Origin of the sequence: Halorhodospira halophila (genome assembly GCF_016653405.1) — a bacterium.
Classification (GTDB): Bacteria; Pseudomonadota; Gammaproteobacteria; order Nitrococcales; family Halorhodospiraceae; genus Halorhodospira; species Halorhodospira halophila_A.
This window is the reverse complement of sequence record NZ_NHSN01000019.1, coordinates 90,753-112,732: the sequence shown is the minus strand read 5'-3', so window position 1 is coordinate 112,732 and position 21,980 is coordinate 90,753. Positions and strand designations below refer to the sequence as shown.

The window sequence follows — 21,980 nt, the reverse complement described above, 5'->3', positions numbered from 1 at the left end:
GTTGCTCTTGGCCTTCTTGTTGCTCATCTGACACCTCCGTCTTGGTCCAGGCGGGGGCAGTCAAAGGCTCAGGGCGCCCTGACTATACCCCCGGGGGAGGTGTCCAGGCCAAACGGGGTGCGGAGGAGTGAAAGGCAGCGCCGCTGACGCTAGAGGTGCAACGGCGCGCCGATGTGGCCGCCCAAGGACGAGGGCGGCGATCTTCGTACAGCGAGAAGCGTGCCAAAATCGTAACCTTTCGTTTTTAAACGGCTTCTTATTTTTTGATTCGCTGGCAGCCGGAATTTGTCTCGCCTTTCGACACGCCGGTAATCCGGTTTTTTCCGAGCTTTTCCACTCCGCCAGCCGAAATCCTTGCGCCCCTGGATTCCTGCCTATACTGCTCAAAGGAAAAGCGGGCCAAGCGCACCAGGGTGCAGGCTTGATCGGGGTGGAGGGCGTCCAATGCTTGGGGAAAGGCGGGGCAGCAAGAGGCTGACGGTAGGCTGCGGTGTATTACTGACGGCCGGACTGGTGTTCGGGTGCGGGGATCCAGGCGGAGCTACCGAGGCGGATCACCTCGCCCGCGCAGAGGCGCACCACGCGGAGGGTCGCTACGCGGCGGCAGCCATCGAGTATCGAAATGCGCTGCGGCACGATCCCAGCGCGGAAACTCGGGCCCGGTTGGCCGAGGCACTGCGCAGCCAGGGCGACTACGAGCGGGCGGAGCACCAGCTGCGCAGGGCGCTGGACGCCGGGGTGGATCCGGCCCGGTATGCCCCGATCCTGCTGGCGATTCTGCTCGAAGACCTCGACCGCCCCGCCGCCGCCGCCGCGCTGAGCCTGCCCGATGGGCTCGACGAAGGCGAGCGGGCCGCGTGGCATGCGGCGCAGGCGAGCGCGGCTTTCCAGGCCGGCGACCCGGAGCAGGGTCTCGCGAGCCTGCAGCGGGCTGAGGCTGGGGGGGCGTCCTATGCGGCGCTGGAGCAGGCGCGCGCCTGGCAGGCGCTGGCCGATGCCGATCTGTCAAAAGCGGAAGCAGCGGCCCGGCGCTCCCTGGAAATGGACCCCGGCAAGGCGACCAGCTGGGTCTTGCTCGGCAACATCGCCCGGTACAGAGGGGCGCCGGAGGACGCCTTGGCGGCTTATCGCGAGGCGATGGCTTTGCGGCCTGAGCGGATCCCTGAGCGCTTCCTCTACGCGGTCGCGCTTGCGGAGGCGGGGCGGCTCGATGAGGCTGCCGAGGCCGCGGAGGGGCTCCTGGAGGCGGCGCCCGAGCATCCGGGAGGGCCCTTCGTGCTCGGGCTGGTCGCCTATGAGCGGCAACAGCTCGATACCGCCCGGAGCCACTTTGAGCGTGCAGCGACCCTCAACCCGGCCTTTCGGCCGGTGATGCCGTATCGGGCAGCCGTACTGCTGGATCAAGGGGACTGGGCGCAAGCCGATCACCAACTGCGGCGCTTCGGCGTTTCCGGTCCGATGACGCCGATGGCCCACATGCTGCTCGGTCAGATTCGACTGGCGGAAGGGCAGGCCGCGGTGGCGGTCAGCCACTTTGAGCCGGTGGTCGCCATGCGGCCGGAGTCGGTGGATGCGCGGGAGTGGCTCGGGGTTAGCCTGTTCATGCTCGGTGATCTTGAACGCGGGATGAGCGAACTTGAGACCGTCGCAGAGCAGGACAGCTCACTGCGCCGCGCGGACGTCATGCTGGGAACGGCACAACTGCGTCTGGGCATGGCGGGCGATGCACTGGCCACCGCTGAGCGTGCCCGTCACAAGGATCCGGCTGCCAGCGAGGGGTACAGCCTGGGTGGGACGGCGCTGCTGGCCCTCGGCCGCGAAGAGGATGCCCTGGAACTCCTGCGGGAGGGATTCGAGCGGGTTCCGGGGAACCTCGCCCTCGGCTTGACCCTGGCGGAGCTGGAGGCGCACCGGGGTGATCCCGAAGCCGCGGCCATTGTCCTGGAGTCCGTCCTCGACAACACCCCCGAAGAGGTCGCCGTCCGGCACCGCCGGGCGAGCCTGCTGATCGAGGTCGGGGCTGAGGAAGCCGCACGGAGTGAGTACGAGCGCCTGGTTGATGCCGACGCGCAGGACGTGATTGCGTTGAACAACCTGGCCTGGCTCATCCGTGAGGCCCATCCAGAGCGTGCCCTGACCCTGGCGGAGCGTGCCGCCGAATTGGCGCCGCAAAATGCGCGCGTGCTGGATACGCTCGGGGTGGTGCTCCAGAGGAACCACGATCTGTCCGGGGCCCTTAGCGTCTTGGAGCAGGCGCAAGAGCTTGAGCCGGCCAATCCGGGGATCCTTTTCAATATCGCCCGGGTTCACCACGGAAGCGGGGATCGCGCCGAGGCGCGCCGTCACCTGGAGCGCCTGCTCAACGAGCACCCGGAGTTCACCGGGCGCGGGGAGGCGGAGGCACTGCTCCAATCGTTGACGGCTATGGAGTGATCCGGCGCCCTTAAGGAAGCACGGGATGCGCTGAGGCGCTGGTGGGTTCTGCGGGCGGGTGACTTTCCGAGCTGATATCCTGTCGAGGATGACGGACGACACGGGAGTCGGCCCATGTTCAATCGCCGTGGCTCGGTTCCGGTGCTGATGACGCTGCTCACTGGAGCGATCCCCGGCGCGGTGCTGGCCCTCACGCCGGAGCGGGTGGATCAATGGCAGGAGGCGACCCGGGCTCTGCAGGTGCAGGCCGCGGAGGAAGAGATCGCCGAGTGGCACCCGACCCGGGAGTTGCGCGGCGTCGGTGAGAGCGAGCAGGCCTTCCGTGGTGTGGCTGAGGAGTTGGAAGCGCCAACGGCGGTGCTCGAGCCCCACGGGTATGACGAAGTGGCCGCTTGGGCGGAGGAGGGTGCGCGCATCTATCGGGCGCTCATCGCGCTGGAAGCTGGGGACCCGCGGGAACTGCAGGCTCAGCTGGAGCAGGCCATCGAGCAGATCGAGGAGAATCCGCACCTGGGGGATGCCGCCAAGGCAGAGATCATCGCGGATATCCGCGCGCAGCAGGAGCGGGTTACCGAGTTCCTCGGCTCGGTCCCCGACCCTGATCGTGAGGCCGTAGCGGCACGGCAGCGGGAGTTGATGGAACTGCTCCGCCCGTGAGCGACCGAGGGCCGCTGCCGGCGGTCAGGCGCTGCGCCGTGCGTCCCCCAACCATCCAGAGGCAGATATGAGAACACTGTTAATCACCTTGTTGCTCCTCATCGCCGTCGGTGCCGGCGCGGTCTACGCCGTGGGCCACATTCCCATGGGTTCGGCTTGGAGCACCGCCGAGCGCCACCTGCCTATGCCTGCTGCATGGAGCAGCGCCGAGGTGGAGGGCAGCGTTCGATCCGGTCGCGTCCAGCAGTTGGAGGTGCCGCGGATCTGGGGTATGGATGCGGGGATGCTCGATGTGGCCTGGGAGGTCCGCGGCGGTTCACTGGCCACCGGCCGGTTGAGCGTCGATCTCGACGGCAGCCTGGATGACGTGCGCTTCCAGGGGGTTGCCACCCGCTCGGCCCGCGGCTGGCAGGTCTCCGAGGGCACCGGCGAGGTGCCCATGGACCGGCTGCGCCAGATGGCGCGGGAGCGCGGCGTGGAACTGCCGCCGGTTGGCGGCACCGTGACCTACGAAGTGGATCGACTCTCGTTGGGCAAGGACGGCGAAATCCGCTCGGTGGAGGGTCGGATCACCGGTCAGGATCTGAGCGTCACCCAAGACGGCCAGACGCTGGATCTGGGTGGTGCCACGACCACGGTCAGTGGATCGGACAACAGCGCCCGTGGTGATCTCAGCGACCAGGGTGGGGTCGTCGGGCTGGAGGGCCAGTGGCAGGTGAGCCGGGACGGCAGCTACCAGCTCGACGCAGTCGTGACCCCCCGCGAGGGGGCCGACCCGGCGCTCCGCGACTGGCTCAGCCAGCACGCCGAGCCCGCGGGGGACGGGTTCCGGATCCAGGAGTCGGGGCGGCGCTGAGGCCTCGCTAGCGCCCCTGCCGGGTCTCGACGAGGGCGACCAGGGTGCCGACGGTTGCGAAAGCCTCCGCGGTGATGTCCGTCTCCTCGAACTCGATTTCCAGCTCGCGCTGGAGGGCGTCGATGACGAGCACCACCGCCATGGAGTCGAGTTCGGGCAGTGCGCCCAGCAGTGGAGTGTCCGCGTCCATGGACCGCGTCCTTCCCCCGAGTTCAAGCGTGCGTTCCAGCACAGCCAAAACCCGCTCCTCGGTCGTCATGAGGCCTCTCCATCCCCGGGCCGTGGGTCCGTTGCTCCGCCTGCGCCGCTAGTGGCACATGCGGCACTCAGGTTGCGAAGGCAGTGCTCGACCTGCCGGAAGCACCGCTCGTACGCGCTGCGGGGCTGACCGTAAGGGTCGGCGATTTCGGTCGGCGTGTTCCCGAACGGATCGAGGCCGCTCAATAGGTACATCTTAGCCCGATGCTCCGGGAACCGCTGGCCGAGCGCACGCAGATGCGCCAGTTCCATGGCCAGGACCAAATCGGCGCGCTCCATCTGCTCGGTGGTGACGGTCCGCGAGCGCCAGCCCTCCAGGTCGAGCCCGTGCTCCGCGGCGACCGAGACCATGACCGGATCTGCGGGTCGCTCGCCGCGCTCCAGTAGTCCGGCGGATTCCGTGGCCACCTTCGTCTGCGCGGCGTCGCGTTCCATCAGGCGTTGCGCGACGGCGCTTCGGTTGATGTTGCCGTGGCAGATGAAGAGCACGTGGCGGGCCTGGCTGGCCAGACGCACAACCCGCAGACTCCGCCGGGGCCGCGCTTGCTGATAGCGCTGCCACGCCTCGCTCCCGTGCTCGGTGACCATCGTCGCGAACCAGCCCAGGGTACGCCCGAGGTCGACGGCCGCAGGGCGCGGATCGCGCCAGTAAAAGGCGTCGATGTGATGGTGTGGGTGCAGGAACAGCAGCGCACTCCGGGCGATCTCCCCACGACTGGGCCATCGGATAAGTGGGCTCGGGTCGTGGCGGGAGAGCGCCAGCAGGTACCAGTAGCAGTCAGGCTGGAGCTTGCGCCCGATATGCCCAGGTCGGGCGGTGAACGGCGGGGGGCGCCTGCCGTGCACCAGGAGTTGATAGAGCAACCAGGGGAAGTCGGCGCCCGCCGCCACGGCCAGGGGGAGCGATCCCCAGAAGCGCCCGTTGACCTCCATCAGGTAGGGCGTGCCTGCGGCACCGTCGCGCTTGAACTCCACCATCACCACGCCGTGCCAGCCGAGCGCACGCACGAGTTGTTGCGCGCGCTCCAGCAGCTCTGGCTCCGGGGCCTCCGAGCGGCGCAGGGAGCTACCGCCCCCGGTCAGGGGCACCTCGTGCAGGCGCTGGTGCTGGAAGGCGTGGACCACCTCCCCGTGATCGACTAGGAGTTCGATCCCCACGCCCTGACCGGCGCAGTGCTCCTGAATGAGCACGGGTGCGCGTTGCAGGAGGCGCTCCCCCAGCTCGAGGAGCTCCGATCGCCTATAGGCGTAGGTCACACTCATCTTGGTCCGTTCCCCGCCTCCGTTTTCAGCAATGGAACGGACAGGCTTGAGGACGCAGGGGAGGTGCATGGCGTCCGCGCAGTCGGCCAACTCCTGGGCGTTGGTAACGGTAACGGTTCGCGGCGTGGGAATGCCGAGTTCTTGGGCCAATGCGATGGTTTGCGCCTTATCGGTGGCCGTCTCCAAGGCGGCGTCTTCCGGAAGAGCCAAGCGCGTGAAGGGGGTGAACAGCGACCGGTGGCGAGCCATCGGGTGGGTGGTCAGCTCCGTCACCGGGATCACGAGCTCATAGCGGCTGTGCGCCACATGCTCCGCTAGCGTCTCCAGGAAGCCGTCTGGATCGGCGAGCGGGTCCGGATAAGCGAAGAACGCAGCCGCATAGCGCGAGCAGCGGGAAATCGCCGCAGGATCGGCCGCGCCGACCGTGACCGCGATACCCTGGCGGCCCAGGGAACGGACGATGGCCAGCGTGGATTGTTCCTCGCCGTCCAGGACCAGTGCTCGCTCAGGGGGCATTGACATCCGGGTAGGTTACGGGGAAAAAGGGAGTACGTTAAGAGGGCAGCGGCGCGCGATACCCGACCATCGCGGTCCGTGCGACGCGGCCCTCGCGACTGGGGCAGAGGGGATCTCGGTTTCCCGGACCCTCCGGCCCAGTGACCCGGAAAAGGAAGACCATGAGCATCTCGATATGCGTCCTCGCCCATAACGAAGAGCGCCTGATCGAACGCACGCTCCGCAGCCTTGAGGAGGCTTGTGGGGATCGTGCCTTCAAGGCGCACGTAATCGTCAACGGCTCGACGGACCAATCCGCCGCCATCGTCCATCGGCTAGCCCGGGAGGATCGGCGAATCGTCGGCCACGAGCTCGAGACCGGGGACAAGGCCAACGCGTGGAACTACTATGTCCATGAGCTCGCACTGGACGCACCGGTCCACTGCTTTCTGGACGGAGACATCCGGCCGGGGCGGGGCAGCATCCAGCATCTTGCTGAAGCGTTGGAGAACAACCCTGATGCGTACGCGGCAGCGGCGCTGCCCGGGTCCGGCCGGAGCCGGGAGCAGTGGTCGGCCGAGCTTGTGAACAACCACTACCTGAGCGGGAACCTGTACGCGATGAGCGATCAAGTGATCACGCTTATGCGTCGCCGTGGGATTCGGCTGCCAACAGGCGCCAAAGGTGAGGATGGGTTGCTCAGCTATCTCTTCTTAACCGATTTGCAGGGCGGCAAAGACGATACACACACCCGACGTATCATCAATCCGGAAAAGGCCCGTTTCTACTTTAACTCGCTCTCTTTGTCCCCGGCGGATGTGAGGCTTTACTGGCGTCGCCTTCTACGATATAGCGAGCGCCATTTCCAGAATCAGTTGCTCTACGCCACCCTCAAGCGGGAGGGTATCGCCGCGCTCCCAACGCATATCCGTGACGTCTACACTACCGACCGGGTAAAAATGTTGCGGCCCCGAAAGCGGTTGCTCTACTTTCTTTCGGATCGTGTGGTTTTGAATAAGTTAAGAAACGGATCGCTTTTCCCGCAGACAAAAGCGAAGGCAAGGCAGAAAACATGAAGAGGGCACTGATACGGGAGCTTCAAAAGCGGCCGGAGCTGGCCGAGAAAACGAAGCGACTCCTTACGGCCGTTGGCTACGACTATCAGCACTGGTCTCGGGCGGCGATGTATCCGCACGCCTTCCAGTTGATCGAGGAGCTCGGCCCGCAACAGCTGGATGTACTCGAGATCTCCGCAGGCGAGCGGTTCGGGAAGCTTCCTTTTCGCTCGTACACGGAGGCCAATTACCCGGACTACGACATCTGCGACGGGCCTCTGGACCAGCAATTCGACCTGATTATCGCCGACCAAGTGTTCGAGCACCTGCTCTGGCCCTATCGGGCTGGCCGGAACATCTACGAGATGCTGAGACCCGGTGGCTACTTCTTTAACGCCACGCCGTTTCTCGTCCTTGTCCACGAGATCCCCTACGACTGCACGCGGTGGACCGAGACCGGGATGCGTTATTTCCTGGCGGAATGCGGGTTCCCGCTGGAGACGACGCGGACGTACTCCTGGGGAAACCGGGCCTGCGTCAAGGCAAACTTCACACCCTGGGCGAGGCGGGGTTGGTTTGGCAGCCTGAAGAACGAGCCGCGCTACCCCGTCACGGTATGGGCCTTGGCACAGAAGCCTCACGGAGGGGCGGGATGAGGCTCACAAGGTCCCAGCTAGACCGGACGTTCGTATCCGGTCATTGGATGCTCGCCGACAGTCGGAAAAATTCTGCCGAGCATTACTATAAACTGATCTCAAAAACCTTGGACATGCTGGCCGGGTGCCGACGGGTCTTCTTTTATGGCCATCCCGAGTTGATGCATTTTTTGGAAAATCATTTATTTAATAATCGGATTGAGCCGGTCCCATCGAAAAGCCTATCGACGAGCGGCCTGCACGAAACCACAGTGAAGGCTTCGATGCGCGCTGTGAACGGACGGGACTAGGTGCTTTTCCCGAGACCGAGGAAAAAAATAAGGAAGGGGGTAGTGGGTCACTACTGGTGGGTCTGCAATCTAGCTAGCCCGAAACCTTATGGTGTCATCATCTCTCTAGTGCGCCCGGGGCTGTCGGTGCTTACTGCTTGGCTCACCAAAACCTGCCTGCGTGCCGGCGGGACGGACTGATTCGTAGGGGTTTATATGCTGGAAAAAGCCATCACCCGAGGGCAGGCGCTGCGTAAAATTGGCAAAAAGGCTATCATTAAGGTAGACCCCTCCGTGGTGGATCTCCATTATGGCGAAGTACGCCCAAGGACGGGTCCTCTTGTTCGGTTCCTAGAAAATTATGGCGTCCAAAGAAAGGTGGTTGATAAGTGCCGCAAGCAGCTCGATCATCTCGAGCCTTTCGTTATCTCCGGAGAGTCATTTCCAAACGGTAGGTACGTAGCGGGAATCAGTGATTACCAGAAGATAAAAGATTTTATTGAGAGGTCACAGTTTCTTGAGGAAACGCTGTGGTATCACCAATTATTAAAAAAAATAAACCAAAGTGGTGTCGCGTGGCATAATAATATGAAGTTGACTTCAAGCGAAGACGTTAAAAGTTTTTAAAGCTGGTACAACAATGAAGTGGTTCAGAGTGTAGGGGACGCGCAAGCTACGACTCATGAAAAAAAATTGAGTCAAACGTTGTAATAGCTCAAGACGGCAGCATAGGAAAATCGGTATCAGGCCAGCATAGGTTTTATATTGCGAGAGCCTTGGGCGTGAAACGCTTTCCCCTTCGTGTTATTGGGATACATGAAAGCTGGTTCATGTCTTTCTCATCAGAACCGGAAAAAACGTTTACCAGCCACGCGATAGAAGCTATTAAAGCAGCGGAAGACCGGTGTCAGGTTTCCTCTTGCTAGTTGGTTAAGAAAATAAGAAGGCACGACTCAAATGGACGAAGGTGAAGACAGGTAGGATTTAACACATTCCGCGTGGGTATAGAACCATGTACCCAATTTTGGGGGCTAGGGGAATCTCGATGCGTATACTTGGAAAGATGGCAACCTATCCGGCCCGTAGCGACGCCGTATTGCGGAGCGTTCAGACAATACTCGAGCAAGTAGATCATTTGGTAATCTGTTTCAACGGTTATGGAAAAATTCCAGATTGGGCGGCAAACAACCAAAAAATTTTTGGGTATAAGCCACTAAAAGACCTGAAAGATACAGGAAAATTCATTGAGGCCGCTTGTGATAGTGATTATATCTTTTACCTCGACGATGATATTTTATACCCGTCAGATTATGTCGAGCGTACCGTTGATCAGCATCGGAGCATACTTGAACCTAAATCAGCGGTTGGCTATCACGGTTCATGGTACGAAAAACCGCTATTATCTAGCAACCCGAAAAGCGTCATAAACTACCTTTGTTTTTGGGGGGGGGGCATATCCAATCCAATGCGTCATAGAAAAATCATCCCATACTGGGATTCTCTAAGCCAAATATCGCGCGTGGAGCAGCTTGGGACGGGCGTGGCCGCAATTCCAACTGCATTAGCACCTAAATTCCGCTACTTAGAGGGCAGTTCAAAATTTGCTGACGTGCGGTTTGCAAAGTGGTGCTGGTATCAAGGTATAAAAATGTACAACCTGCCCCGCGAAAAGGGGTGGCTAGAAGGAATCGACACCGAAGAATCTATATATGAAAGTTTTACGGTTAAAACTCCACGTTATGTACAAAAAGAGATATTCGAATATGCCTTCAATCAACGGGTCTCTTCTAAAAACCCGCACAGGGCCGGCCCTTCGCAGTTCAAGGAGCGTTGATGGCGGCTGGAATCGGCGATTTTTGCATGCCACCGTTCAAATGCGACCACCTTGGATGGCCGTGATGCCGCCTGCAGACCGAGTTAGCTAATGCTAAAAACGTCAGCATGTTCAGAAAGCGGCTGACCGCTCGTATACACTTGTGTTGACGCCCAAGGGCAATGAAATGGAATCCAATCCTTTCGTTAGCGTTATCATACCCACGTATCGTGATGAGAAACGGCTGCAGAAATGCTTAGACGCGCTCCAAAATCAGACCTACCCTGCGGAAGACTTTGAGATAATTATTGTCGATAACGATGAGAAAGAAAATAACCATTTTTCAATAAAACTCCCTGATAACGCGGTTTTAAAGAAAGAAACGACCCCGGGATCGTACATCGCTAGGAATACGGGCATAAAGCACGCTGGAGGTCAAGTATTCGCTTTTACTGATTCGGACTGTGTGCCCGACCCAGAGTGGCTTCAAAACTCAGTAATTTGTCTAGCTAAAGGAAATGACCGGATTGCAGGACGTATAGTATTGTTCTGCACAAGCAAAAAAAGGACAATAGCGGAAGCCTACGAGATTCTGTTTTCGTTCAACCAAAAAATAATGGCTAAGTCCGGCAAATCCGTTACAGCGAATATGGCTTGCTGGCGTTACTGCTTCGATTACGTTGGCGAATTTGATGCCACCCTTTTCTCCGGCGGTGATACGGAGTGGAGCCATAGGGCATCAGGCGCAGGTTTAAACATCGTTTACGCCCCCCATGCTATAGTAAAACATCCCGCGCGCAAATCGCTCAAAGATCTTTTGATAAAGCGGAAGCGTACCGCTGGAAGTTTCCCGATAACATCAAAAACAACGAGACAACCGGTTTTTTTGCTCAAGGGTTTTATGCCGCCATTTTGGGAATGGCGCACAATTGTCTACTCAAAAAAAATTACTTTGTACGAGAAGATTGCGCTTATCCCGATCAGTTATTTTCTAAAAATTTATAATACCTGTGTCAAAATAGCGATCATACGCGGATGGACCAACCCCTCAAGATACTGACTTGTTTCGAATTAGCGTCCGATTTCGTTGAGTCAGCCTTGGAGGCAAAAAGCCGAAGCCGCCAGATTAAAGAAAGCGAGAAGAGGCAAATGTCTTTACGCCGTAGATTTAAATATTATCAGGACAGAATAAAAAAAGAAATCCAGAATCAAAGGGGCATATTACGCTTTAAAAGAGAAAGAAAAAAACCGGTTCTTTCAGGCAACCAAGATGTCATTGTAAGTTTGACGAGTTTCCCGCAGCGGATTCGGCATGCATGGGTCGCCATAGAGACTATGTTCTGGCAAAGCCACCGGCCTGGGAAAATTGTGCTCGTGCTTTCCCGATGTGAGTTTAAAGAGCGAAGCATGCCTTCAACTTTAAAGGAGCAGCAAAACCGAGGCCTCGAAATCTTATGGGTTGAAAAAAATCTAAAAAGCTACAAGAAGTTGCTTCCAACGCGAGAGTTATATCCTGACGCGACGATTATTACAATCGATGATGATGTTTTTTATGAACCAACAGTGCTCGAGGATCTTATTGTAGCGGCCGAGCGCGAACGAGATGCGGTTATCGGGCATCGTGGCTGGGAAATTCTTCATTCAGCGCACGGTTGCGCTTCGTACAATAAATGGTATCCGATTAGGCGACGAAAAGAAGGGAGGCAAGTTCTATTAACAGGCGCGGGGGGCATACTTTACCCACCAGGCTGCTTGGACAAAAACCTCCTGCTTGACTATGAGCTCGCGGCTAAGTTGTGTCCAACGGCTGATGACATCTATTTTTGGGCTGTGGCACAGGTCTCGGGTTCTCGAGTGGTCTGTTTAGGGCAGCATGACGTTCGGCCATTAGGGCTACATTTTTTTTCGCCTTCGTTGGCTAAACTAAACGTATCCCATGGAAAAAATGACCAACAAATGCAGAACGTCATTGATTACTTTGGGCTTCTTTGATGGAGTTGAAATAATGCCTGCTAAAGGTTTTCGAGGCGGTTATGAACATAATGAAGCGCTTAAAAAAAATTCCACTTCATTTTGAAGATGAACTGGCATCACATCGATCGATTGGATGCAAACCGTCTTGATATGATTCTTTCTCTTACACCGCGAAAGACGTTTTCGAATCCCCTTGGTACCATGTTTCGGCTCTATATTTTCCCAGTCATCCGGTCCCTTTGCGGCCTTTTCCTCGTTGAGTCCAGCATTGGCAACAAGCATTGCGGGATTAAAGCCGTCCCAGGTTCTGAATTTATAGGCAATATTAGATTCGAGCCGGTTATCCGTTTCGATGACCCGTCTGGTGTAATGCTTAAGGAATGGGTGCGGGGCATGGCCAAGAAAAAAAGGGGAGGTGACCCCAAGAAGTTCTTTCTCTTTTCTTCCCCCGATAAAACCGTCTTTTTTTATCCCAGTCGTTATCCAGAGCGCCAGATACCGTAGAGCCTGTTCGTTCGCACGCCGTTCCCAGCCCCGCCACTTCGGCATACCCTCAGAAAAGTAGTCGTCCTTTGATGTGGGTCTGATTAGGAACGTGTCATCATTAAAATAAAGATAACGATCGGAAAGGCCTGGTATGCGATGAAGCATCGTTTCAATAGCGGTGGAGTTAAACGTTGGCAAAGCCCACTCGTGCCCTGAGAAGATAGTTGTATGATCCACTATTTCAACACCAAGCCTCGTCGCGATATCTTCCGTCAGCCACCCGGGCTTTTGATTATCTGTAACCAAAAAAATTGTGCGCACCCAAGGGGCATTTTTCCTTATTAGATGAAGGCAATAGTAGAGCTCAAAAACGGAGTTCCACCTCGTCTCGTGCCTTGCCGTACTTTTCTCCCCAACCTCCGGGTCACGCCGCGCGAGCCACTTGGAGCGCTTTTTTTTATACTCTGGATCAGAGCCGTCGACCCATGTTACCACCGCGTCAACCATTTTTATAAATCTCTATATTGCCTGGTAGGTGTCCATGTTTTTTTTCGGGCTTCGTGGGAAATTTTATTGGCTAATTAATCTGTCGTATACTCGGAATGTGTCAAAATTTGTCAAGCCCTTGAGGTAATTGGTTCTGCTTACGCACAAGAATAGGTGAGTCCAGCTGAGCAAGAAAAAGTAATCGATGTGGCGAGCGGTTATAAAAATTTCTTTGGTAAACGTCTAAGTCGTGTTGGGAAAAGGGATGCAATGACCTTTCGGCCCGCTTTAATAAGGGTTTTATCCGGCGGTGTGTAGTTTTTCCATGGTGTCTCGCGGAGATAGCGGTAGTACAAATCTTTCTGGGGGTGGTTCGACATGTAGAGCCATGGCTTGTTCGCGCCGTTGTAGTGGTAAATTACCGGCCGGTACCTTTTGTCTAATTCGGCATGTTCCTCGCGCGCATAGGCCCCGAACGTGTTCCATTTTTTTTCTAAAAAAAATATGTTCCCGCGCAATGTTTCGTTCAAAGCATCTTGGTCCGGGTCACGAACGGATTCGGAATGTTTTCTTAGGAAGTCGAGGCATCGTCGCTCACACTGTTGCCTGCGCCATTGAGGCAGGTTGTATAACAGAACGCCCGAGTTGATATACGGGTCGCCAGGAGATAGGTTTGGTAGGTGGTTTCGGTCGAAGTATGGTACACGAACCCCTGCTACCGGATAAGGCTCAATGTTTGTTTCCCAAAGAGGGCGTAAAGAGCCGTCGACAACGATGTCGCTGTCCAGGTAAAGGACCTTATTAATTTTCTCGCTATATATCCTACTAATAAGAAGCCTTGTGTAAATGTCGACGCTGTAAGCGCCTTTGACTCTTTTTTCGCCTTGAGTTGGAAGATACTCAGGAATTCTGGAATTATCATCTATTTCCCATATTTCAGAGAGAGTCAAAAATCTCAGAAAAGTGTTGGCTGACAAATTTGAAACGATCCGCAAATTTTCCTGGGATGATCGTGAGAGGTCGCCGACAACGGTTACGTTAAAGTTGTCCTCAGGGTTGTTAATCAAAGTTGACGCTAATGTGACCGCCGCATGCTGGGCAAACCCATTGTTTGCACAGAGAAGGAGGTGAATTCGGTTTTTCGAGTTTATTGTCCGTTCCGCCATTTCTCGGTTCCTCGTGGGGCAATCGGGCAGAAACCGTGAAGGTATTGCCTAGATTTAATCGGTACGCGATAGGGTCCAGGGTTTTTGGGCCGCTCCTAGGCGCCAAGTATAGTAGCGAGTCCATCGCTCATAGTGGTCCGAGGTGTAAAACCATTTTTTCCGCCCAAACCATAGAAAAAACCACCCGGCCTTGGAAAATATATCAGGGGCATGTGGGATGCATTTTCCGACTTCTATCGTAACCCGGTCACCATCCTGAAAGTGAAAGTATGAGCGTAGGTTTCTATCTGCAATAATCTCGCAGATGTGTAAGGGAGTCAAGTCCCAGCGGTACAGGAAGACCGGATGTTTTAAAAGTCTCGCCTGCCAGAGATAACGGTGGCCATGATCGAATACGTATGCGTTTTCCAGCGCTAGACGGACTGGCTGATCAAGGATGATATTCAAGGACCCGGGATAAGGTGAGTATCCTAGAGCAGATTCAATTTCTTTTGAATGGTTGCAGCAGTGGAGCGTAGCGATACCTCGACCGCTCTGAACGCGGCCAGGTAGGGGAGCTAAACGGTCTTCTTTCATAAGACAATGCATAAGGAAAATGGTTCAAGTTTTATAGGTTTTTTGAATGAAATGGGTGGTGTGCATCATTTTTTTGATAACACTGCCGGGGGCGCACGGACCTCGTTGGGAGTTGAACTTGGATAGGGTGCTAAGTTGTTGATATTGAGCTGGGTTATCCCAAATTTTTGAGAGGGCGCAGCGCCAATCGGTGTAAGGCGCGTGGCGAGGTACGCATAGCCCCCCGTTGCTGACGGCTTCTGGCAGCCCGCCAGAGTCAGAGGTCAGTGCCGGTATGCCCGTGCATTGAGCTTCTGATACTACCCGTCCCCAGGTTTCGTCCCACTGCGATGGGGCCAGCAGTAAGCCGGCACGACCATAGGCTTTGCGAGTATCACGGTACGGTCCGCAAAGGCGTACGTTGGGCGGCAGGGTTTCACTTCTGAGCTGCTCACGTGTTTGCCGCAAAAAAAGGAAAGGGATATCCAGGCGTTGGTGGGCCAGGTCCAGAGCGATGTCAAGCCCCTTGTGAGGAGCAGGGTTTACGAAAAGTATATGGGAGGAGTCTGTCTCTGTTTTGTAGAGACAGGGTTCGACGATTGGGGGGATGATCTCGAGGACGCGATCGGCGGCATAGAAGGACGACGTGTAAGTGGAGTTTGTTATTATAAAAAAGTGGCTCGAGTCAAGTGCTTTTTTGTCCAGTGGTTGTGGATTGTGCTGATAATAGAGAAAAGGCTGGGATAGAGAGGTAAGTTTTTTAATAAAAGCGGATGCCTTGACGCCACCCTGAAGAATGCAGACATCAGGCTGAAAACGCGTTATCGTGTGGCCAATAGAAGTTTCGGGGTTCCAGGCGCGGGTCACTGGGTAGGATAGGTAGTGGTCGGTTACTGTGTTATGGTTGAACACTCTGCGGCGGAGGCGCGAGATGGATCCGAGGATCCCGCGTCCTAATAGGGCGCAGTGGACGGCGACGTGGTGGCCGCGTGATTTTAGGTTAAGCGCAAGTCGGTGGGTGTTTACCTCCATACCGCCGATAAGTTCAGGGAGGTGTCCATGGCCAGTGACAAAGAGAATTCGTTGGGGCGTGTGTGCGCTGCTTGACATGAAGGCGTTCCCGGCTGGCGGCGGAGCTTATAAAGGGTCAGAGTTGTGCAGGGATGTTCGACTGACGGCTTGTGCCAAGAGCCAAGGCATATTAGGACTGCCGGTTGGGTGAGTCATAGAAAAACGCCGATTCACAGCCGCCCGCTAGCTGTCGACGGACAGTATGATAACGCGTAATGGCTTCGGTTAGGTGTCGATGATCGTTGATCGGAGGTTTGGTTGACGGTGTGCTTATGACATGTCCGCAGTCGATCCGTTCCGACGGATCGCCGCGGTAAGGGTGGCCCGTCATCGGTCCACGGTGGTATTCGGGCTCTAAAGGCGTCGCCAGGTTCAGGTTGTCGGTTAGAAACGCCAGGGCGCGAGTTGTGTCGTTGGTAAGGCACTCGGCGTCTATATATAGGTATCGACCGCGCAAGGTCTCAGATAAGTGCTCGAGCCCCGTGAGTCGGCTCATGTAATAGTCGAAGGCCCCGGATTCGGTCGTCCACTGATGTCCGGGCGCGAGCCGCTGATAGAGCTGGATGATGCTAGGGATCGTCTCTTCGGGGGGACGTAGGCAAAACACATAGACATCACCCGGGCGGTCCAAGATGGATGCGTCGAGTCGGTGGCCGTTGTGCAGGATCTTGTCCAGCAGGTATTGCGCTCGGGGTTTCGGGGAATGGTCGTGGTAGTAGAAGTAGTGCAGCTTCTGGCGAATCAGGCTGCGCCAGCTGTGGTAACCGATCTGGAGCTCGTAATACCCCTCAATGTCTGGGTGTGAGCCCAGGATGTGGCCGAAGAGGCTTGTGTAGGCGCGCATGTGGCTCAGCAGGAAGATGCGCCTATAGGGGCGCAAGAGGGCCGGGAGTACGCGCATGAGGTGGACAGGGGTGGTCATAAGCTAGTTGGTCGTTCGCGTGGGTAGGACTCGGCACGCTGCGAGGTAAGCGGTGTAGGCTGCCCAGCGTAAATTCCCATGGACAGCAAGACCTTTGCAAGCGTACCGGTAGGCTAGCTGCCGTTGCCCGGTTGCGTGGAGCAGCTCGGCGGCGCGCTTGTAGACGTAGCCAAGACCCCTGCGGCAGGCCTCGCGAACAGAATCGCGCTGAGCGTCGAGGAGCCCTTTTTGGTACACGGTGATTTGGTACTGCGCCTTTTGCAAAGCGGAGATTACGGTGGACATGTTGTCCGTTCGCTGGGGATCGGGGATGTTGTGTCGGGCCATCCATCTCGGGCTGTAGAGCAAGTGCTCGGCTTGATCGAGGGTACGGAGGTAGAGATCGCGGTCACACTCGTAACGGATGCCCTCATCCATCCCGCCAAGGCTCAAGTAAAAGTCGCGGCTCAGGATTGAGCAGTTCAAATGCGCGAAGCCACCGCTTTGCAAGAGTTCTTCCGTGTCTAGGGATATGGCCGAAACCGGTTTCGTGGCCTCGGCCGACTCATCAATGTACCGCGAAGCTAGGTCTTCCAGCCAAACACGCTCAAGCTTGCGTCTACCGTCGCTGTAGAAAGCGGCCTGGTTGGCGTAATAGGCATCGATCGGTTCGCCGGCCTTCTGGAGGTCTTCAGCGGCTCGGGTTAAATGCGATGGATCGGTCCATTCATCGTCGTCGTCGAGGAAGGCAAGGTAAACGCCTCGTGCCTCAAGGGCGGCAGTGTTCATGGAGTAGCTTTGGCCGTGGCCCTGCGGACGGCGTGGCTGCCGGAGCAAACGGGCCTGTGGCTGCTCATCGACCAGCGCCTGGATCTGCGCTGTCGCCTCGGGTGTCGACCCGTCGTCCACTACGAGGATCTCCAAGTCTTCAAAGTCTTGCCCGCACACCGAGCGAAAGGCGTGGGCAAAGAGTTCCGGGCGGTCGCGGGTTGGGATGATCACGGAGAAGAACATTCCTGCTCCTGTCGTCGCGAAAGGGACGGCGGTTGGGTGCTCCTGGGGCAGTCTGCCAGACCTTGCAGGATGCGCCAGAGGCGGTTCGTGGACGCGTCCCAAGTATAAAGTGTGGTCGCCTTGTCACGCGCGTTTTCGGCAATGCGTCTGGCCTCCTCAGGGGCCCGGTGGAGCCGCTCGATGGCATCGGTATATTGTTCCCTATGGGAGGCGAGAAGAACATTGACACGATCTCGCGCGTCGAGACCCTCGGTAGCCTGCTCGCTGGCAACCAACGGTACGCCGGCTGCCCAAGCCTGAAGGACCTTGTTCTTGATGCCGGAGCCGGATTGCAGGGGGGCGACGAAGACTTCAGCCGCCGCCAGGTACGGCCGGATGTCTCTCACCTGGCCGGTGACATGGACGAAGGTGTTCGCCAGTGCCCGAACGGCGGGCGCGGGGTCCCGGCCGACCAGCGTTAGTCGAGCGTGCGGTATGAAAGTTCTCAGACGCGGCATGATCTCAAGTGCCAAATAGCGTGCAGCGCGAACGTTGGGCTCGAAGTCCATCGCCCCTTCGAAGACAATGTGACCGGACTCAGGCGCACGGTTCTCCGGCGAAAAATAATCCGTATCTACGCCGTTGGGTAAGGTGTATACCGGTGTTTCGCGAAAGGATTGCTCGAAAGAGCGGCGATCCGCATCAGTGACGAACAAAACGGCCGCGGCCCGCGGCGCTTGACGCGCCTCGAGCCCCAATTGAAGGCGATATCGGCGATAGAGGCGCAGCCACCGCAGGGGGCGCCGCTCTAGCGCGAGCAGGCGCCGCAGAGCCAGCGGGTCGTGATCGCACTCATCCAGCAGGATCGGCGTTTGCAGGGCCGGGAAGGACGGCAGCAGGCGGACCCCGCCGGCCCAGATCAGATCGTAATGATCGTCGGCATCGGCCAGGAAGTTGTGAAGCGCTCGGCTGGTCGGTACAAAGGCCTCGGCTCGCGTGAGTTCGCGCAGCCGCTGCCACCAAGCAGACGGTGGTTGGGAGGGATCCACGGGTAGCCGATGGATCCTTTCGAAGATTGCACTGAGGGCGGTCGGTGCGGGCCGATCATAGTCCAAGTGAACGAGGTCGATGGCGCAGTCCCGCTGAAGGTGCTTGGCATAGTGGAAGAACCGAAGGCTCTGGCCGTCCACCAGTGGGTAGGGCAGGCCGGTCAGGACAATGAGCAGGCGAAGCCGGCGCCTCACGAGCGCGCCCCCCGCGGTGAGGATGGCGTGGTCCGGTTGGGGGCGGTGGCGGGCGCGTGCGGGGCGCGCTGAGCAGTCAACTGGGCTGCAGGTTGCGCCTCCATGTACTCACGCCGCAGGACGATGGCCAGCGCGAGCATGCAGAAGAACAGGGTGAAGTAGGCCAGGCTCAGGAAAGCGCCCGCCACTAGGAACCCAATCAACCCGACCGCGACGCCCCAGGACCATTCACCAATCCATTGGGTTTCCGGTGCTTTTCGAGCCTGCCGAGAAATACGCCACAGACTCACCAGGGCGAAACCGATCAGGCTCAGATAGAGGAAGAGCCCGAGGAAGCCCAGGTTCCCCAGGACCTGAAAGTAGATGCTGTGTTCAGCCAGCCGCGGGCGGGGAGGGCCATCCCGGTAGCTATTCCACAAATCGTGGGGCAGTCGCATGGTTCCAAAGCCGGAGCCGGTCAGCGGAGCATCCATGGCGATGTTCCAGGAGACTTCCCAAGCATCTAGGCGGCCCCCGGCGGAGGCGTCCTCCTCCCAGTGGACTAACGTCTCCCACTCATGCTGGATGCGGTCCGGGACGGTGACGCCGACGACGCCGATCGCCAGCACCGCGAGCCCTACGAGGACGCCCTTGTAGCGCAGGCGCAGGAAGATCAGCAGCCCCACAACCGCCATCCCCACCCAAGCGCCGCGGGAGAAGGTGCCGATGATGGCGATCCCGTGCAGCCAGAACCCCCCGTAGAGGGCACGCCCAATCCACCGGTGCCAGCGGTCGAGCAGGGCCTGGCCGATGGGCACCACGAAGTCGCCGCGATAGACCTCCCGCGCCAGGACCAGCATCAGCGGCCACGTCATGACCAGGGCTAGCCCGATGTCGGTGTTCCCGCTAATAAAGCTACCAGAGGGGCCTAGCACCATGCCGCCAAAACCCGTCCGTACGGTGAAGAATCCGCCCTTGATTCCGTAGTACCCGATGGAGAGTGCAGTGACCGCAAGCAGGGTCGAGGTCTTGATCTTGCCGTCAATCAGGATCAGCGCGACGATTGCGAGGATGAGGATGCGTACGTAGGTATCCCAGAGACCCTGTGACACCGCAGGCTGCCAGGCGAAGAGATAGGTCGCCGCTACCATGTGCACAATCAGGAGCCCGAAAAGCACGGTCTCCCGTGTGAGAGGCGGGGCGCGCCGCTCGCGGGCAAAGAGCAGCGCGATCAATGTGGTAGCGGCGACTGCAAGGGCGACCGGGGCGTTCATCAGGGGGCCCCACGACTCCCGGTGGGGATTCATCAGGCCGACCCAGTACCAAACTACGACGCCGACCCACGCCCTGTAGAGGATCAGCGGCAGGGACCCGAAAATCATGGTCCCGAAGAGGAGGTCGCGCAGTGGCAGCATGCAGGCGGGCCTGTGGTCCCTGGCAGCCTAGGCGGTCTAGCCTATATCTGGCATGATCGGTGCGGGTTGTGTCAACGCACTATAGTATGGGCGTCGCTGCCCATTTTGTCCTGTCCCGGTCTGGACAGGGCTCCATTTCAGGGAGCATCTTCATGCGCGATTTGCTGGGCAAGCTGGCTATCCTCATCCAAGGACGGGAACGCTGGATTGCGGCAGGCCTCCTGGTACTGATGATCGGCAATGCCGCCCTGCAGCTGGTTGGGGTGGCCTCGGTCATGCCCTTCTTGGCCGTGCTGGGCGATCCGCAGACCGTCCAGCAGAACGAGGCCCTGGCGACCGTCTATGAAGGCCTCGGCTTCGAGACCACGCAGGGCTTTCTCTACCTGCTCGGTATCCTGGCGTTCCTGGCGATCACCGTTGGCAACGCCTTCGAGGCGACCACGAAGTGGGTCACCACGCGTTACACCCACATGCTGCAGTACCGGGTCTCGCAGTGGCTGATGAGCGGCTATCTGCGCCGCCCCTACGTCTTCTTCGTCAACCGCAACTCCGGCGATCTGGCCAAGACCGTGCTCGAGGAGAGCCGTCAGACCGTGGATGGGGCGGTGATGCCGTGCCTGCGCCTCGTCAGCCAGGGGCTGGTCGTCGCCCTTCTGCTCGGCTTCCTCCTCCTGCTCTACCCGGTGCTGACCCTCTTCGTGGCGTTGAGTTTTGCGACGATCTATGGGGGCATCTATTTTCTCGCTCGCCAGTGGCTTAGCCGCATCGGCGAAACCCGGGTTCGGGCCAATCAGCAGCGCTTCGTGGCTGTGAACGAGGCCTTCGCCGGCGCCAAGGAGATCCGGCTGCTCGGGCGCGAAGGCGTGTACTTGGACCGTTACCAGGATGCGGCCCAACAGTACGCCCGGACCCAGGCCAATGCGAGCATCCTCGGCTCCATCCCCATCTACGTGATCGAGGCCTTTGCCTTCGGCGGAATCGTCCTTCTGGTCTTGTTCCTGATGGGGCAGGGTGGCCTGGGGCAGACGCTGCCCATCATCGGGGCTTATGCGCTGGCCGCCAAGCGCCTGGTGCCGGCCTTCCAGTCGATCTTCAACGGCTTGGCACGGCTGCGTTTTACGAAGCCCGCCCTGGATCATCTGATCCAGGATCTCCGTGACGACGGCGACCGGGTCGCGCTGCCGGATCCCGAGGAAGCCATTGACCCCATCGTGCCCAGAAGGGAGATCGCCATTCAGCATGTGACTTATCGGTACCCCAACGCCGATGAGCCGGCTCTGCGGAACTTGAGCCTGCGTATCCCCGCCTATAGCCGGGTGGGTCTGGTGGGGCCCTCGGGGGCCGGCAAGAGTACGCTTGTCGATGTCCTGCTAGGCTTACTGGAGCCGGAGCAGGGGGGCATGAAGGTGGACGGGGAGCCCATTACCGCGGCGAATATGCGCAACTGGCAGGCCGCCATCGGCTACGTGCCGCAGCACATCTTCCTGGCGGACACCACCGTCCGCGGGAACATCGCCCTTGGCATCCCGGAATCCCGCATCGATCAATATGCGGTCGAGCGTGCGGCCCGCATGGCCAACCTCGACGCCTTCGTACGCGAAGAACTCCCCAACGGCTACGATACCGTCATCGGGGAGCGCGGCCTGCGCCTCTCCGGCGGGCAGCGCCAGCGCATAGGCATCGCACGGGCGCTCTATCACGACCCGCCCGTGCTGGTTCTGGATGAGGCGACCAGTGCCCTCGATAACGCCACGGAGCGGGTCGTCATGGACGCGATCTACAACCTCGGGCAGAGCAAGACGGTGATCCTCATCGCGCACCGGCTCTCCACGGTCCAGCCGTGTGACCGGATCTTCGTCCTCTCCGGGGGTACCCTGGTCGAGGAAGGGACCTGGGAGGAGCTCTACGAGGGCGGGCCGGAGTTCCGGAAGCTTGCGGCAGGGGCCTGACGGTGA

Annotated in this window: 20 protein-coding genes; 10 read left to right on the top strand and 10 right to left on the bottom strand. The window is 58.5% G+C overall.

Annotated elements, in window-relative coordinates; all coding sequences use genetic code 11:
* The first annotated feature begins 444 nt into the window (after positions 1 to 444).
* From CCR79_RS08495 to CCR79_RS08485, 3 genes are all read left to right on the top strand, one after another.
* A complete protein-coding gene (locus CCR79_RS08495) occupies positions 445 to 2,433 on the top strand; it encodes a tetratricopeptide repeat protein (RefSeq protein WP_201170855.1) in 1,989 nt (662 codons plus the stop codon).
* 114 nt (positions 2,434 to 2,547) lie between these two features.
* Positions 2,548 to 3,090 (top strand): hypothetical protein, encoded by a 543-nt coding sequence (locus tag CCR79_RS08490; RefSeq protein ID WP_201170852.1) that lies wholly within the window; start codon positions 2,548 to 2,550, stop codon positions 3,088 to 3,090.
* Between the two features lie 67 nt (positions 3,091 to 3,157).
* On the top strand, positions 3,158 to 3,946 hold the full coding sequence (locus tag CCR79_RS08485) for a type II secretion system protein N (RefSeq protein ID WP_201170850.1): 789 nt from the start codon (positions 3,158 to 3,160) through the stop codon (positions 3,944 to 3,946).
* Positions 3,947 to 3,953: 7 nt separating this feature from the next.
* Here CCR79_RS08485 and CCR79_RS08480 read toward each other — a convergent pair whose 3' ends face one another.
* Together CCR79_RS08480 and CCR79_RS08475 are read right to left on the bottom strand one after the other, a co-directional pair.
* On the bottom strand, positions 3,954 to 4,205 hold the full coding sequence (locus CCR79_RS08480) for an acyl carrier protein (protein ID WP_201170849.1): 252 nt from the start codon (positions 4,203 to 4,205) through the stop codon (positions 3,954 to 3,956).
* Positions 4,202 to 5,983: an ATP-grasp domain-containing protein gene (locus tag CCR79_RS08475; protein ID WP_201170848.1), complete on the bottom strand. Its 1,782-nt coding sequence runs from the start codon at positions 5,981 to 5,983 to the stop codon at positions 4,202 to 4,204. Before CCR79_RS08475 ends, CCR79_RS08480 begins: the two co-directional genes overlap by 4 nt.
* Before the next feature lie 161 nt (positions 5,984 to 6,144).
* Between CCR79_RS08475 and CCR79_RS08470 the strand changes: the two genes are divergently transcribed.
* The 6 genes from CCR79_RS08470 to CCR79_RS08445 all read left to right on the top strand — a co-directional run bounded on the left by CCR79_RS08470 (position 6,145) and on the right by CCR79_RS08445 (position 11,747).
* A complete protein-coding gene (locus CCR79_RS08470) occupies positions 6,145 to 7,038 on the top strand; it encodes a glycosyltransferase family A protein (protein WP_201170846.1) in 894 nt (297 codons plus the stop codon).
* Positions 7,035 to 7,673, top strand: coding sequence for a class I SAM-dependent methyltransferase (locus CCR79_RS08465; RefSeq protein ID WP_201170844.1), 639 nt, complete (start codon positions 7,035 to 7,037; stop codon positions 7,671 to 7,673). Before CCR79_RS08470 ends, CCR79_RS08465 begins: the two co-directional genes overlap by 4 nt.
* Positions 7,674 to 8,158: 485 nt before the next feature.
* Positions 8,159 to 8,569 carry a hypothetical protein gene (locus CCR79_RS08460; RefSeq protein WP_201170841.1) on the top strand — a complete coding sequence of 137 codons (411 nt, stop codon included), beginning with the start codon at positions 8,159 to 8,161 and terminating at the stop codon, positions 8,567 to 8,569.
* Positions 8,570 to 9,005: 436 nt separating this feature from the next.
* On the top strand, positions 9,006 to 9,776 hold the full coding sequence (locus tag CCR79_RS08455; protein WP_201170839.1) for a hypothetical protein: 771 nt from the start codon (positions 9,006 to 9,008) through the stop codon (positions 9,774 to 9,776).
* Positions 9,777 to 9,918: 142 nt separating this feature from the next.
* On the top strand, positions 9,919 to 10,815 hold the full coding sequence (locus CCR79_RS08450) for a glycosyltransferase (RefSeq protein WP_201170837.1): 897 nt from the start codon (positions 9,919 to 9,921) through the stop codon (positions 10,813 to 10,815).
* On the top strand, positions 10,791 to 11,747 hold the full coding sequence (locus CCR79_RS08445; protein ID WP_201170835.1) for a hypothetical protein: 957 nt from the start codon (positions 10,791 to 10,793) through the stop codon (positions 11,745 to 11,747). Before CCR79_RS08450 ends, CCR79_RS08445 begins: the two co-directional genes overlap by 25 nt.
* Positions 11,748 to 11,786: 39 nt before the next feature.
* On the opposite strand, the gene CCR79_RS08440 is transcribed toward CCR79_RS08445, so the two are convergent.
* The 8 genes from CCR79_RS08440 to CCR79_RS08405 form a co-directional block, all read right to left on the bottom strand.
* Complete coding sequence (locus CCR79_RS08440; protein ID WP_201170833.1) at positions 11,787 to 12,722, bottom strand: stealth family protein; 936 nt, start codon at positions 12,720 to 12,722, stop codon at positions 11,787 to 11,789.
* A gap of 197 nt (positions 12,723 to 12,919) precedes the next feature.
* Entirely contained in the window at positions 12,920 to 13,867 is a 948-nt protein-coding gene (locus CCR79_RS08435) for a glycosyltransferase family 8 protein (protein ID WP_201170831.1), read from the bottom strand.
* 54 nt (positions 13,868 to 13,921) lie between these two features.
* Complete coding sequence (locus CCR79_RS13955; RefSeq protein WP_201170829.1) at positions 13,922 to 14,443, bottom strand: DUF120 domain-containing protein; 522 nt, start codon at positions 14,441 to 14,443, stop codon at positions 13,922 to 13,924.
* A 24-nt stretch (positions 14,444 to 14,467) separates the two neighbouring features.
* Positions 14,468 to 15,289, bottom strand: a complete 822-nt coding sequence (locus CCR79_RS08425; protein ID WP_345941489.1) for a glycosyltransferase — start codon at positions 15,287 to 15,289, stop codon at positions 14,468 to 14,470.
* 334 nt (positions 15,290 to 15,623) lie between these two features.
* Positions 15,624 to 16,394, bottom strand: a complete 771-nt coding sequence (locus CCR79_RS08420) for a hypothetical protein (RefSeq protein ID WP_201170825.1) — start codon at positions 16,392 to 16,394, stop codon at positions 15,624 to 15,626.
* A 24-nt stretch (positions 16,395 to 16,418) separates the two neighbouring features.
* A complete protein-coding gene (locus tag CCR79_RS08415) occupies positions 16,419 to 17,408 on the bottom strand; it encodes a glycosyltransferase family 2 protein (protein ID WP_201170822.1) in 990 nt (329 codons plus the stop codon).
* Positions 17,393 to 18,631 (bottom strand): glycosyltransferase, encoded by a 1,239-nt coding sequence (locus CCR79_RS08410; protein WP_201170820.1) that lies wholly within the window; start codon positions 18,629 to 18,631, stop codon positions 17,393 to 17,395. Before CCR79_RS08410 ends, CCR79_RS08415 begins: the two co-directional genes overlap by 16 nt.
* Positions 18,628 to 20,025, bottom strand: a complete 1,398-nt coding sequence (locus tag CCR79_RS08405; protein ID WP_430654667.1) for a putative O-glycosylation ligase, exosortase A system-associated — start codon at positions 20,023 to 20,025, stop codon at positions 18,628 to 18,630. Before CCR79_RS08405 ends, CCR79_RS08410 begins: the two co-directional genes overlap by 4 nt.
* 152 nt (positions 20,026 to 20,177) lie before the next feature.
* Here CCR79_RS08405 and CCR79_RS08400 point away from each other — a divergent pair, with 152 nt between their 5' ends.
* Positions 20,178 to 21,974, top strand: coding sequence for an ABC transporter ATP-binding protein (locus CCR79_RS08400; protein ID WP_201170818.1), 1,797 nt, complete (start codon positions 20,178 to 20,180; stop codon positions 21,972 to 21,974).
* Positions 21,975 to 21,980 lie beyond the last annotated feature (6 nt).

What these genes read in the sequence shown, in the direction of transcription:
- CCR79_RS08495 (WP_201170855.1), top strand. Translation starts at nt 445, where the DNA reads ATGCTTGGGGAAAGGCGGGGCAGCAAGAGGCTGACGGTAGGCTGCGGT.
- CCR79_RS08490 (WP_201170852.1), top strand. Translation starts at nt 2,548, where the DNA reads ATGTTCAATCGCCGTGGCTCGGTTCCGGTGCTGATGACGCTGCTCACT.
- CCR79_RS08485 (WP_201170850.1), top strand. Translation starts at nt 3,158, where the DNA reads ATGAGAACACTGTTAATCACCTTGTTGCTCCTCATCGCCGTCGGTGCC.
- CCR79_RS08480 (WP_201170849.1), bottom strand. Translation starts at nt 4,205, where the DNA reads ATGACGACCGAGGAGCGGGTTTTGGCTGTGCTGGAACGCACGCTTGAA.
- CCR79_RS08475 (WP_201170848.1), bottom strand. Translation starts at nt 5,983, where the DNA reads ATGCCCCCTGAGCGAGCACTGGTCCTGGACGGCGAGGAACAATCCACG.
- CCR79_RS08470 (WP_201170846.1), top strand. Translation starts at nt 6,145, where the DNA reads ATGAGCATCTCGATATGCGTCCTCGCCCATAACGAAGAGCGCCTGATC.
- CCR79_RS08465 (WP_201170844.1), top strand. Translation starts at nt 7,035, where the DNA reads ATGAAGAGGGCACTGATACGGGAGCTTCAAAAGCGGCCGGAGCTGGCC.
- CCR79_RS08460 (WP_201170841.1), top strand. Translation starts at nt 8,159, where the DNA reads ATGCTGGAAAAAGCCATCACCCGAGGGCAGGCGCTGCGTAAAATTGGC.
- CCR79_RS08455 (WP_201170839.1), top strand. Translation starts at nt 9,006, where the DNA reads ATGGCAACCTATCCGGCCCGTAGCGACGCCGTATTGCGGAGCGTTCAG.
- CCR79_RS08445 (WP_201170835.1), top strand. Translation starts at nt 10,791, where the DNA reads ATGGACCAACCCCTCAAGATACTGACTTGTTTCGAATTAGCGTCCGAT.
- CCR79_RS08440 (WP_201170833.1), bottom strand. Translation starts at nt 12,722, where the DNA reads ATGGTTGACGCGGTGGTAACATGGGTCGACGGCTCTGATCCAGAGTAT.
- CCR79_RS08435 (WP_201170831.1), bottom strand. Translation starts at nt 13,867, where the DNA reads ATGGCGGAACGGACAATAAACTCGAAAAACCGAATTCACCTCCTTCTC.
- CCR79_RS13955 (WP_201170829.1), bottom strand. Translation starts at nt 14,443, where the DNA reads ATGAAAGAAGACCGTTTAGCTCCCCTACCTGGCCGCGTTCAGAGCGGT.
- CCR79_RS08420 (WP_201170825.1), bottom strand. Translation starts at nt 16,394, where the DNA reads ATGCGCGTACTCCCGGCCCTCTTGCGCCCCTATAGGCGCATCTTCCTG.
- CCR79_RS08415 (WP_201170822.1), bottom strand. Translation starts at nt 17,408, where the DNA reads ATGTTCTTCTCCGTGATCATCCCAACCCGCGACCGCCCGGAACTCTTT.
- CCR79_RS08405 (WP_430654667.1), bottom strand. Translation starts at nt 20,025, where the DNA reads ATGCTGCCACTGCGCGACCTCCTCTTCGGGACCATGATTTTCGGGTCC.
- CCR79_RS08400 (WP_201170818.1), top strand. Translation starts at nt 20,178, where the DNA reads ATGCGCGATTTGCTGGGCAAGCTGGCTATCCTCATCCAAGGACGGGAA.